This is a genomic window from Caulobacter sp. GW456-12-1-14-TSB4 (genome assembly GCF_059424195.1).
The window spans coordinates 57125-69030 of the sequence record NZ_JBWKZF010000006.1 but is presented as its reverse complement, the minus strand read 5'-3'; the positions used below and the strand labels follow the sequence as shown (position 1 = coordinate 69030).

Below are 11906 nucleotides of genomic sequence, written 5' to 3'. Positions count from 1 at the left end.
CGACATATGTGCGCGCCGGGCCTTCTGCGGAAAACAAAGGCCTTGGGCGAACGGCGACCTGGGACTATCCATTCCCCAAATGCTCACCCAGACCGATGGCGCCTCCGCCGTCCCCCCGACCGAAAGCGCCGCTGAACGCGCCCGCAACCGCCGCCGCAAGCCGGTCCGGCGGCTGCGCCTCGTGCTGGCCGTGTTCGCCGTCGGCGTCAGCGCCGCCGTGATCGCCCAGGCCGCGTGGAACAGCTTCGCCTCCAACAAGCTGCAGACCCAGGCCGCCGCCTCGCCGCTGGTGCTGGACAAGCCGCGCTTCACCGGCGTGCTGAAGGACGGCCGTCCGTTCCTGATCACCGCGACCAGCGCCGAGCGCGATCCCAAGGACGAGAACCTGGTCCACCTGGTCTCGCCCGTCCTGGTGCGCGGCTACGGCCAGCCCAATTCCAGCCAGGCGGTGGCCAAGTCGGGCCTCTATCGCGAGACCGAGAACACCCTGCTGCTGACCGACGAGGTCAAGATCACCAGCGCCGAGGGCTACGACTTCGACGCCCCGCGCGCCCTGATCAACATGAAGACGGGTGAAGTCAGCGGCGATGCCGGCATCGCCGGTAGCGGTCCCAAGGGCAGCACCCAGGCCAACGCCTACAGCGTGACCGACAAGGGCGACCGGGTGAAGCTGCAAGGCCGCGTCCACACCCGGCTGGAGCGCAAGCCCTGACGTGGCCACCGCCAAACGCGTCTGCTTCCTCTACATCGCGCAACACCATCAGGTCTGGCACAGCCTGTCGGTGGCCGTCGCCATGGCCAGACGCTGGCCGGCCATCAAGGTCGAGATCGCCACGACCACGCCTGACCTGCTCGAATACGCCGAAAGCCTGGTCGCCGAGCTGGGCGGCGCGGCGATCGAGTTCGTGCTGCTGCCGCCGGCGTGGCTGCGCCGCTTCAGCAATGGCGCGCCGCCCAAGGCCCCGATGCTGATCGCCAACGCTCGTCGCCTGGCGCGCTACGACGCGGTGATCACCCCCGAACGCACCACCGCCCTGCTCCGCCGTCTCGGCGTGCGCCACCCGCTGCTGGTCTACACCCAGCACGGCGCCGGCGACCGCGAGGGTCCGTTCGAGCCGCGCCTGAAGGTCTTCGACCTGGTCATGGCCGCCGGCCGCAAGCAGCGCGACCGCATGTTGCACGAGGGCTGGGTCACCGACGACACCTGCGCCATGGTCGGTTATCCCAAGTTCGACCTGGTCGACGACCTGCCCCAGCGCGCCGTTCCGCAGTTCGACCGTCCGGGTCCGGTGGTGCTGTACAACCCGCACTTCCACGCCACGCTGGGCTCCTGGCCCAAGTGGGGCAAGCGGGTGCTGGAGTTCTTCGCGGCCAACGACCGCTACAACCTGATCTTCGCCCCGCACATCCGCCTGTTCGAGACCGCCTCCACCGAGGAGCGCGCCGCGTTCAAGGCCTTCGCCGAGCACCCGCGCATCCATGTCGACCTGGGCGGCCCGGCGGCGGCGGACATGACCTACACCAAGGCCGCCGACCTCTATCTGGGCGACGTCTCAAGCCAGATCTACGAGTTCCTGCGCACGCCCAAGCCGTGCCTGTTCCTCAACAGCAGCGACGCGTCCTGGTGCGGCGATCCCAGCTTCCACCACTGGCTGTACGGCCCGGTGCTGGAGACCATCGAGCGGCTGGGCGAGGCCCTGGACGAGGCCTTCGCCACCCACGACAACTACCGCGAGGCCCAGGTCTGGGGCATCGACGAGACGTTCGACGTCAGCAACGTCCCGGCCTCGGTGCGCGCGGCCCGCGCCATCGTCGACAAGCTGGAGCGCGTGGCATGACCGACGCGCCTGAAAAGCCGCCGCAGAATCCGCTGGCGCACGTCCTGCGCAACGCCGGCGAGCTGCTGAGCGGCCGGATCGTCAACGCCATCGTCGGCCTGGCCTATATCGCCCTGACCGCCCGCAGCCTCGGCAAGGAGCTGATGGGCGTGGTCGTGCTGATCAACGCCTTCGCGCAGTTCCTGGGCGAGGTGGCGCACTTCCAGTCCTGGCAGACCCTGATCACCTACGGCACCACGCCGGCCCTGGAGAATGACCGACCCAAGTTCCATCAGGTGCTGCGCCTGTCGCTGCTGCTGGACGGGATCAGCGGCGTGCTGGGCGTGGCCCTGGGCGTGCTGGGCTCGTGGTTCTTCTGGCGCGAGCTGCAGTGGCCCGCGGACATGAGCGGCTATGGCGCGCTCTACGCCCTGTCGATCGGGGTGATGACCTCGGCCACGGGCGTGGGGCTGCTGCGCCTGTTCGATCGCTTCCGCTATCTGGCCGGCCAGCAGGCGGTCAGCTCGTTCGTGCGAATGATCGGCTGCGGGATCTGCGCCCTGGCCGGCGCCAAGATCGAATGGTTCCTGGCCGCCTGGGCGGCCGGCACCTTCGCCTCGTTCTTCTACATCGCCGCCATCGCGGCCTGGGACCTGAACAGGCGCGGCCTGCTGAAAGGCTTCACCCTGATGGGCCCGACCAGTCAGGGTCTGCCTGGCGTCTGGCGCTTCGCCATGGCCACCAACTTCTCCAGCACCATCGACGTCGGCTTCACCCACGTGCTGACCCTGGTGGTCGGGGCCATGCTGGGCCCCGTGCAAGCGGCCTACTGGCGGATCGGCAAGCAGGTGGCCGACGGCATGGCCAAGCCAGCGCGCCTGATGGTGCCCGCCCTCTATCCCGAGCTGGCCAAGATGCGCGCCACGGGCGGACAGCAGGCGATGACCAAGCTGGCCGTACAGATCGGCCTGATCGGCGGCGGCGCGGCCGCCCTGCTGCTGCTGGTCAGCCTGGTGGCCGGCAAGTGGATTCTGGAAATCGTGATGGGCAAGGCGTTCGGCGACGCCTCTGGAGTCATGAACTGGCAGGTGGCCGCCGCGGCCATCGCCATCCTGTCCCTGCCGTTGGAGCCCATGCTTGTCTCGATGCGCGCCGCCGGCGCGGCCCTGGCCGTGCGCCTGGTGGTGGTTGTCGCCTATCTGGCGGCCCTCGTTCCCCTCATCAACACGTACGGCCTGACCGGCGCGGGCGCCGCGCTGGTTGCGTCCGCTTTGGCGATGGCCGTTGGCATGTATTTCATGGCGCGTCACAGGCTCGCCCGACTCGCGGCGGAAGAAAGCTCCGCGCGCACCGACAAAGACGATGAAAGACTATCCTATGATCACCCCCACGGCGTCTGACCGCACCGTTCGGTTCGCCGACTTCCCGACCCTGACCCAGGCTCTCGATTTCGCCGCGACCGGCGAGACGGGGATCAACCTGTATTCGCTGCGCGGCGAGCTGGTCGAAGCCCTGCCCTACGCCAAGCTGCGCGAGGAGGCCCTGGCGCTGGCCCGCCGCCTGCTGGCCACGGGCGCCAAGGTCGGCGACAGCGTGGCCCTGCTGGCCGAGACCGACGGTGACTTCGTCCGCGCTTTCTTCGCCTGCCAATATGCCGGCCTGTTGCCCGCGCCGATGGCCCTGCCGACCCCGCTGGGCGGCCGCGCGGCCTATATCGAGCAGATCAAGAACCTGGCGACGTCCGCGAAGGCGAAGATCCTGATCGGCCCCGTCGGCCTGAAAGACTGGGTGGCCGAGATCGGCGAGGCCGCGGGCCTGGAATTCGCCGGCGTCCTGGCCGACCTGCCGGAAGACGGCGGCGCGCAGCTGCCGACCATCACCCCGGAAGACCCCTGCTACCTGCAGTTCTCGTCGGGCAGCACCCGCACTCCAACCGGTGTCCTGGTGCTGCACAAGGCCCTGATGGCCAATTGCGTGGCGATCACCCGCGACGGCCTGCAGGTCGTGCCGGAAGACCGCGCCATCTCGTGGCTGCCGCTCTATCACGACATGGGCCTGATCGGCTTCCTGCTGGCCCCGCTGAGCTGCCAGATGACGGTCGACCTGCTGCCCACCGGCGCGTTCGTGCGCCGCCCGCTGCTGTGGATCGACCTGATCGGCCGCAATGGCGCGACGATCGCCTACAGCCCGACCTTCGGCTACGAGCTTTGCGCCCGCCGCGTGCAGGGCCAGCCGCTGGACAATTACGACCTCTCGCGCTGGCGCAACGCCGGCCTGGGCGGCGACATGATCCGCATGCCGCCGCTGAAGGCCTTCGTCGAGGCCTTCGAGCCGGCCGGCTTCTCGCCCAAGGCCTTCGTGGCCAGCTACGGCATGGCCGAAGCGACCTTGGCCCTGTCTATGGCCCCGCTGGGCAAGGGCCTGCGCGCCGAGACCCTGGACGTCGAGCGCCTGGAGCGTGACAACCTGGCCGTCGATGCGCCGGAAGGCTCGGACCGCGCCCGCGACTTCGCCCGCTGCGGCCCGGCCCTGCCCGACCACTTCCTGGAAGTCCGCGACGAAAGCGGCGCGGTCCTGCCCGAGCGCGGCGTCGGCCGCATCTTCGCCAAGGGCCCCTCGATCATGAGCGCCTACTTCGCCAACCCGGAGGAGAGCGCCCGCGTGCTGTCGGCCGACGGCTGGCTGGACACCGGCGACATCGGCTTCAAGATCGAGGACGAGATCGTCATCACGGGTCGCGCCAAGGACCTGATCATCCTCAACGGCCGCAACATCTGGCCGCAGGACCTGGAATGGACCGCCGATCACGAGATCGACGGCCTGCGCAGCGGCGACGTCTGCGCCTTCGCCATCCCCGCAGAGCCGGAAGACCAGATCGTGGTCCTGGTCCAGGCGCGCGGCGGCGACGCCGACACCCGCGCGGCCCTGGTCGAGCAGGTCGCCACCCTGCTGCGCACCCGCCACGGCGTCGAGGCCAAGGTGAAGCTGGTCGGCGCTCACGCCCTGCCCCAGACCTCGTCGGGCAAGCTGAGCCGTTCGAAGGCCAAGACGGCGTACTTGGCAGGGACCTACGGCGAGTAAAATGGCCGGGGTCGTCGCCGTCACCGGAGCCACGGGCTTCCTGGGCCGCCATCTGGTCCGCGCCCTGGCCCAGGACGGCTGGAGGCCCCGCGTGCTGGTGCGTCGCGACCCGATCCACTCTCTGTGGCGCGACTTCGAAGTCGAGATCGTCGCCGGCGACCTGAAAACGCCGGGCGCACTGGATCGCCTGTGCCAGGGGGCCGAGGTCGTCATCCACGTGGCCGGCCTGATCAAGGCCCCCTCGCTGGACGGTTTCAACGCCGTCAACCGCGACGGGGCCAAGGCCGCCGCCCTGGCCGCAAAGGCCGCGGGCTCACGGTTCATCCTGGTGTCCAGCCTCGCGGCGCGCGAACCCCAGCTGTCGAACTACGCCGCCAGCAAGCGCGCGGGCGAGGACGCGGTGCGCGAAGCCTACCCTTCCGCCCTGATCGTGCGGCCGCCGGCCATCTACGGTCCGGGCGACACCGAGACCCTGGCGCTGTTCGAACTGGCGGCCAAAAGCCCAGTCCTGCCGGTGCTGTCGCCCGACACCCGGATCGCCATGATCCACGTCCAGGACGCCGCGGCCAAGCTGGTCGCCTTCTGCCGCAGGCCGGTCTCGGGCCTTGTAGAGCTGTCGGATGTGCGGCGCGACGGTTACACTTGGTCAGAAATCATGACTTCGGCGGGTTCGGTGATGAATCGGACGCCTCGCCTGATCAGGTTGCCCGATAGCGCCCTGCTGCTGGGCGGAATCCTAGCGGATGCTTGGTCTTTCGCCTCGAAAACTCCGTCGGTATTCGGTTTAGGCAAAGCTAGGGAGTTGCTTCACGGCGATTGGTCCCTATCTAGCGCTCCGATGTCGGAGGGAGTACCCAGCGTATTCGGACTGGCCGACGGCTTCTTGCACACCGTCGATTGGTATCGAGAACAGGGGTGGTTACCCAAAAACATCACCGCCTAGTTCAAATATGGCGGAAATCTGACAGACTAGCCGTTACAGTAGTGTCACGGGTGGGGCTCCCGGAGGTTTGATTTAGAATGGAAACGGTGACGGATCTCAGCTTGCGCGAGATCGGGGTGGCGGCGAGCAAGGTTCTGGGGCGACCTGTAGAGGTTCGTGCAGAGTCGCATATCGGCCGTGATCTCGCCGTAGACTCTCTAGCCCTGATGAACATCATCATGGAGCTCGAAGACACCTTCGACATCTCCATTCCTCTTGATCGCCTGGCCTCTGTCGAGACCGCCGGTGATCTTTCCAAACTGATCAATGATCTCCGGACTAGGGCTTAACTAATGGGGCTATTCGATAAGCACCTGGCCTATCGCGAAGCGTACAAGGCCATCCAGCAAGCCGGCGCCGACCCGTTCAAGGTTCGCTTCGACGCCGTGACCTCGCCGACCGAAGGCGTCGTCGAGGGCCGCAAGACCATCCTGCTGGGCACCAACAACTACCTGGGCCTGACCTTCGACCAGCAGGCGATCGACGCCTCGGTGAAGGCCGTCCAGGAGCGCGGCACCGGCACGACCGGCTCACGCATCGCCAACGGTTCGTTCGAGGCTCACGTCGAACTGGAAACCGAACTGGCCAAGTTCTACGGCCGCAAGCACGCCATGGTCTTCACGACCGGCTACCAGGCCAATCTGGGCGTGCTGTCGACCCTGGTGGGTCGCGGCGACCACCTGATCCTCGACGCCGACAGCCACGCCTCGATCTATGACGGCTCGCGCCTGGGCCATGCCGAGGTCATCCGCTTCCGCCACAACGACCCCGAAGACCTGGCCAAGCGCCTGCGTCGCCTGGGCGATGCGCCGGGCGAACGCCTGATCGTGGTCGAAGGCGTCTATTCGATGATCGGCGACGTCGCGCCGCTGAAGGAAATCGCCGCCGTGAAGCGCGAGCTGGGCGGCTACCTGCTGGTCGACGAAGCCCACTCGATGGGCGTGCTGGGCGCCACGGGCCGCGGCCTGGCCGAAGCGGCTGGCGTGGAAGACGATGTCGATTTCATCGTCGGCACCTTCTCCAAGAGCCTCGGCGCCATCGGCGGCTTCTGCGTCTCGAACATGGACGACTTCGACGTCATGCGCGTCGTCTGCCGCCCCTACATGTTCACCGCCTCGCTGCCGCCGGCCGTGGTCGCCTCGACCATCACCGCCCTGCGCCGCATGGTCGAGCAGCCTGAGCTGCGCGACCGCCTCAACAACAACGCCAAGCGCCTGTACGACGGCCTGACCGCCATGGGCTTCCACACCGGCCCGACGGCCAGCCCGGTGGTCGCCACGACCATCCCGGACCAGGAACGCGCCATCGCCATGTGGAACGGCCTGCTGCAAGCCGGCGTCTACCTGAACCTGGCCCTGCCGCCCGCCACGCCCGACAGCCGTCCGCTGCTGCGCGCCAGCGTCAGCGCCGCCCACACCGACGAGCAGATCGACGCCGTCCTCAGCGCCTTCGCCGAAATCGGCGCGGCCCTGGGCGTCATCGAGCCCCTTAAGCGCGCCCGCGCCTGAGAACGCTGTCATAGCTAAAACGAAGACGCCCGGACCTCACGGTCCGGGCGTTTTTGTTTGTGGCCTAGGCCGCCTTGCGGCGGCTCTTCCAGACCTTCAGCAGCACGCCGGGCGCCGCCAGGACGGGATGGCGCTCCCGCCAGGGCGTCACTTCCACCGGCACGCCTGTATGGCGCTCGATCTTCCAGGCGGCGTAACGGGCCGCGCCCTGGAAGGTGAAGGACGCCTTGATCAGCCGCGCCGCGTTCAGCGGCTTGCCCAGCAATTTACGTGGCAGCCACTCACGACGCACGCGCGCCCGCTGGCCTTCGCCCATCGCCCTGCCCTCGTCGTTCCAGACGGCTTCCATGACGTGGTCGTAGCGCTGGGGATCGAAAGTCAGGATCGAGACCTCGCGGCCGGCCTTCTCGACCCGTAGCTCGGCCTTGTAGGTCTCACGGAACAACGCGGTCCACAGGTCGAGCGGCGCGCCGTCGGCGGGGCCCAGAGCCCGGGCGTAACGAGCGGCCGTGCGGCAGGCGTCCGTGACCGCGTCGATCACCGTCTCGCGCGCGCCGCCGTCAGCGGCCCAGATCAGCGCGCAGGGCTGGACGAAACGAGCCCACAGCGTGGTGTCGTAGTCGCCGCCGCTGGTGGTCTTGCGGAACTGGCTGAGCGTCATCGACGCAACCTTGGCCCGCAACACCTGCCCGTCATGGCTGAATTCGTGGTAGCTGACGTCCGGCCACAGGATGCGCGTGAAGAACCCACGCCACCCCTCGGGCGGCCTCTCGGTCAGGACGTAGTAGTCGAGCACGCCGGACAGGTCGCCGGTCCGCAGGATCGAACCGTAGAACAGCACCGCCTGGGCGCCTGGGAAGATCGTCGTCAGGTGCTCTGCGAAGGCGGTGATCGGCGCGGGGGTCGGCGTGGAGAGCTCGGCCGCGACAAGGTCGCGAAGGCTGCTCATCCGACCAGGAACCGCAGAGACGGCCCAAGACCGATGGTCAGGTCGCCGCCCTCATAGACCTCGCCGTCCAGCACGAACGGCGCGCCGCCGGCCAGGGCGATCTGGTGCGGATCGCGGCGGCGATAGCCCAGGCCTTCCAGCTGCGGCTCGGCCTTGCCGCTCAGCACCATCGGCAGGGCCTTCAGCAGGCGGCGCGGCGGGGCGTCGACGTCCAGCAGCTTGAACCCCTCGCGCGGCGCGCCGAAGGGCTTGAGACCAAACGGCAGGCGCTTGAGCGCGGTCGCCACGATGGCGAAGCGCTCGTCGCCGGGTTGGGCCTCGCCGTCGATGGACAGCTTGGCCGGCACGCCTTCGCGCCACTCGGCCTTGGCCCCGCCGAAGACCGCGCCCGCGGCCGCCGTCACGATCGTCACGGCCACGGCCAGGTTGTGGAAGAAGCCGACCTTGTGGGCCTTCTGGGCCAGGTTGGTGGCCTTCACCATGGCCCCGACGCCGAAGAAGAAGCCCTGCATGCACGGCCGGTCATCGGCCCAGCTCACCCGAAGCGGCGGCCGCTCCTTGATGCGCGGATCGACCTGGCGAGCGGCGATCAGGACTTCCTCGAGCCGCCAGTCGTCGGGGGCGCCCAGGTCGATGGCCAGGACGTTGGTCTTGCCCGACGGCAACACAGCCAGCAGCGGCAAGTCCTCGCCGAAGGTGTGGGGCAGCAGGCTGATGACGTCGCGCACCGTGCCGTCGCCGCCGTCGATGATCAGCAAGTCCAGGCCTTCGCGGGCGAAGGTCTCCAGCTCGGCGCGCAGGGCGTCGCGGCCAAAGGGCTCGACAAGCCGCACGCCCGCGGGCGGCGGACCGGGCGGATGCACCCGGTTGCCGTGGCTCTTTGGATTGCGAACAACCCCGATGCGCGTCATTTCGACAGCCAAGACTGGATTGAGCCCTTCGGTGCGGCCAGACCCTGAAGAATCTGCACGGCGTGTACGATCAAGCACACTGCGGTCCAAATCGCCACCAGCGTGAAGCCGACATCGGGACGACCGACGAGCGCAGAGCCCGTCAAGAGGATGAGGTTCGGGTTCCGGCGGGCCGTGATCAGGCGGAAGAAGCTGTCGAACGGCCGCCAGGCGTGGACCTCCAGCTTGAAGAGGCTGAGGAAGATCCCCTCCTCCACGCGCTGCAGCACATAGCCGGCGATGACGATCGCCAAGCTGATCTCGGCGTACGGGATCGATTGGCCGACGGCGTAGACCCCGACGAACCAGGCCCACCACCAGAAGGGCGGGTGCACCAGGTCGATGCCATGGTCGAAGACGTTGCCCCACTTGGACGAGGTCAGGGTCACCCGGGCCAGCTTTCCGTCGACCGTGTCGAGGAAGGTCATGATCCAGGCGCAGACCAGGCCCCAGCCGAAGTGGCCGGTCCAGAACAGGTACATGGCCGCCAGCACCAGCAGGAAGCCGATGCCGGTCACCTGGTTCGGAGTCATCTTGGCGATGGCGCACCAGCGGGTGACGATCCGCGCCGGCGTCGGCCAGACATACTTGGTGACGAGGTCGGTGACGCCCTTGTACGAGCCCTGGAACAGGCGCGCCTCGACGGCGCGGACGATTTCCGGCGTCAGGCGCTCCAGCACCGGCGGCTCGCGCTTGCGCAGAGCGCTGTTGTAGGCCGAACCCAGCTCCAGCGCGCTCAGGCGGGTCAGGCGCGGGTCCAGGCCCGACGGATCTTGGCCGGCGTGCAGCGCCTCGGTGGCGGCATAGGCCAGCTCGGCCGGCGCATGGACGGCCACGGCGCGGCCGGCGTCATCGACCAGCACCGCGCCTTCGCGGCCGGCCAGGGCCTTGATCAGCGACTCGTCGAACACCCAGCCGGCATCGACCGCCACCACCGCGTGCGACAGGTCCACGGCCGGCGTCTCGACCAGACCCACGCGACGATAGATGCGCGACAGGCGCTCGCCCGAGGTCATGCCCCAGATGCGCGCCCGGCTCTCGCCGACGGTCAAGGCACGCGGGCCAGCCGGTGCGACGTTTTGAATTTCACCACTCAAAGACAGATATACCCCTTGAAACCCGAGCCGATTGATAAGCAGCTTCGGCTGCTTCGACCAGAACGACCCGAACCGTCTTGTCCATATACCGCATCGCCCACCTCTCCGACCCCCACCTGCCGCCGCCGCCGGGCGCGTTCGGGTGGAAGGACGTCTTCACCAAGCGGCTGCTGAGTCGCATCGCCTGGCGCAAGAAGCGCAAGGTCCACCAGCCTCAAGTGCTGGCGGCCCTGATCGCCGACGTGCAAGCCGCCGGCCCCGATCATGTGGTGATCAGCGGCGATCTCACCAACTTTGCTTCGCGTACGGAAATCGCCGCCGCGACCAAGTGGCTGGAATCCTTGGGCTCGCCGAAGGACTTCACCGTCAGCCCCGGCAACCATGACGCTCTTGCCGGAAAAGGTGGGCCCGGCTCGGGCGGCGATGAACGCTTCACTCCCTGGGCGCCCTGGCTGGGCGACAAGGGCGAGACCCAGTTCCCGCAGGTGCGGGTGCGCGGCCCGGTGGCGATCTTCAACCTGTGCTCGGGCTGGCCGACCGCTCCGCTGCTGGCCACGGGCCGCCTGGGCGAGGAACAACTGCAACGCCTGGACGCGATCCTGGCCGACCCGGCCTACAAGGACCTCTTCCGACTCGTCGTGCTGCATCACGCGCCGCAGAAGGGCGCGGTCTCGCGCCGCAAAGCGCTGGACGACCAGGAAGCCTTACGTGCGGTGTTGGCCAGGCACGGGGTCGATGTCGTGATCTACGGCCACGCCCACGAGGGCCAATTCGGCGCTGTGCCAGGCCCAGGCGGCGCGGCGATCCCGGTGCTGGGCGTCCCGTCCGCCTCCGTGGGCCCGCGCGGCCACTCGCCGGCCCGCTGGCACATGTTCGAGATCGAGGCCAAGCCGGACGGCGGCCACCATGTCCGGATCGTCGTGCGGGGTGTCGAGGCCGGCCAGGCGGGCCTGGTCGAGCTGGGCCGCCTCAACCTGATGGACGTCGCCTAGCGCGGGTAGCGCACCTTGACGCGGATCGTCGTCTCGCCCGGCTTCACGCCGAACCGCACCGCGTCGAACGATGGGGAGGCGAACTTGGTCGGGGCGTCGTTGGAGAAGCCATAGCCCTCGGTCGGCATGCCCTGCGGGCTACGGTCCAGGTCTCCATCGCTATCGGTGTCGTGATAGACCAGCACCGCATAGGCGTCGGTCGCCGACGGCAGCCAGAAACAGGCCTGGCTCATCGGGGCCGAGGTCTTGATCTTCGCCCGCTCCACCTTGCCGCGCGGAGCCAGGAATCGGCTGGGATCGCCGGGATAGACCACGATGACCACCGATCCGGCGTCCGAGCGCAGCGCGCCGACCTGCACGGTCAGACGGGTCGCGCTCTTGTGGCCCACGCACTCCTTGTCCGTCAGCGGACGCGCCACGCCTTCGGCCTGGGCGAGACCCGCCATCGCGCACATCGCCAAGATCGCGCCGAAGAGAACGGAACATGCTTTCATCTAAACTGCCGCATCCCTATTGTTACGCGCAGGCGA

The 11906-nt window shown here is 68.3% G+C and carries 12 protein-coding genes; 8 read left to right on the top strand and 4 right to left on the bottom strand.

What is annotated here, in order from left to right; all coding sequences use genetic code 11:
* The first annotated feature begins 79 nt into the window (after window positions 1–79).
* The 7 genes from lptC (at window position 80) to spt (ending at window position 7388) form a co-directional block, all read left to right on the top strand.
* Window positions 80–712 carry an LPS export ABC transporter periplasmic protein LptC gene (lptC, locus tag AC07YH_RS07575; RefSeq protein ID WP_494746385.1) on the top strand — a complete coding sequence of 211 codons (633 nt, stop codon included), beginning with the start codon at window positions 80–82 and terminating at the stop codon, window positions 710–712.
* A gap of 1 nt (window position 713) precedes the next feature.
* Entirely contained in the window at window positions 714–1838 is a 1125-nt protein-coding gene (locus AC07YH_RS07570; protein WP_494746384.1) for a CDP-glycerol glycerophosphotransferase family protein, read from the top strand.
* A complete protein-coding gene (locus AC07YH_RS07565) occupies window positions 1835–3217 on the top strand; it encodes a lipopolysaccharide biosynthesis protein (RefSeq protein ID WP_494746383.1) in 1383 nt (460 codons plus the stop codon). The genes AC07YH_RS07570 and AC07YH_RS07565 overlap by 4 nt, the downstream gene beginning before the upstream one ends.
* Window positions 3180–4898, top strand: a complete 1719-nt coding sequence (locus tag AC07YH_RS07560; RefSeq protein ID WP_494746382.1) for a fatty acyl-AMP ligase — start codon at window positions 3180–3182, stop codon at window positions 4896–4898. The genes AC07YH_RS07565 and AC07YH_RS07560 overlap by 38 nt, the downstream gene beginning before the upstream one ends.
* A gap of 1 nt (window position 4899) precedes the next feature.
* The gene (gene cerR / locus AC07YH_RS07555) at window positions 4900–5841 is read left to right on the top strand and encodes a ceramide reductase (protein WP_494746381.1); all 942 of its coding nucleotides are present in this window, start codon (window positions 4900–4902) and stop codon (window positions 5839–5841) included.
* 77 nt (window positions 5842–5918) lie between these two features.
* Window positions 5919–6170 carry an acyl carrier protein gene (locus AC07YH_RS07550; RefSeq protein ID WP_013079816.1) on the top strand — a complete coding sequence of 84 codons (252 nt, stop codon included), beginning with the start codon at window positions 5919–5921 and terminating at the stop codon, window positions 6168–6170.
* 3 nt (window positions 6171–6173) lie between these two features.
* On the top strand, window positions 6174–7388 hold the full coding sequence (gene spt, locus AC07YH_RS07545; RefSeq protein WP_494746380.1) for a serine palmitoyltransferase: 1215 nt from the start codon (window positions 6174–6176) through the stop codon (window positions 7386–7388).
* 64 nt (window positions 7389–7452) lie between these two features.
* Here the strand turns inward: spt and AC07YH_RS07540 are convergent, their stop codons facing one another.
* Genes AC07YH_RS07540 through AC07YH_RS07530 form a run of 3 tightly spaced genes read right to left on the bottom strand, consistent with a single transcriptional unit; the run spans window position 7453 to window position 10303 of the window.
* Window positions 7453–8337, bottom strand: coding sequence for a hypothetical protein (locus AC07YH_RS07540; RefSeq protein ID WP_494746379.1), 885 nt, complete (start codon window positions 8335–8337; stop codon window positions 7453–7455).
* Window positions 8334–9326, bottom strand: a complete 993-nt coding sequence (locus tag AC07YH_RS07535; RefSeq protein WP_494746378.1) for a diacylglycerol/lipid kinase family protein — start codon at window positions 9324–9326, stop codon at window positions 8334–8336. Before AC07YH_RS07535 ends, AC07YH_RS07540 begins: the two co-directional genes overlap by 4 nt.
* On the bottom strand, window positions 9245–10303 hold the full coding sequence (locus AC07YH_RS07530) for a CDP-alcohol phosphatidyltransferase family protein (RefSeq protein WP_494746554.1): 1059 nt from the start codon (window positions 10301–10303) through the stop codon (window positions 9245–9247). Before AC07YH_RS07530 ends, AC07YH_RS07535 begins: the two co-directional genes overlap by 82 nt.
* Window positions 10304–10461: 158 nt before the next feature.
* Here AC07YH_RS07530 and AC07YH_RS07525 point away from each other — a divergent pair, with 158 nt between their 5' ends.
* On the top strand, window positions 10462–11376 hold the full coding sequence (locus AC07YH_RS07525) for a metallophosphoesterase family protein (protein ID WP_494746377.1): 915 nt from the start codon (window positions 10462–10464) through the stop codon (window positions 11374–11376).
* Here the strand turns inward: AC07YH_RS07525 and AC07YH_RS07520 are convergent.
* The gene (locus tag AC07YH_RS07520) at window positions 11373–11870 is read right to left on the bottom strand and encodes a DUF2141 domain-containing protein (RefSeq protein ID WP_494746376.1); all 498 of its coding nucleotides are present in this window, start codon (window positions 11868–11870) and stop codon (window positions 11373–11375) included. The genes AC07YH_RS07525 and AC07YH_RS07520 overlap by 4 nt on opposite strands.
* Window positions 11871–11906 lie beyond the last annotated feature (36 nt).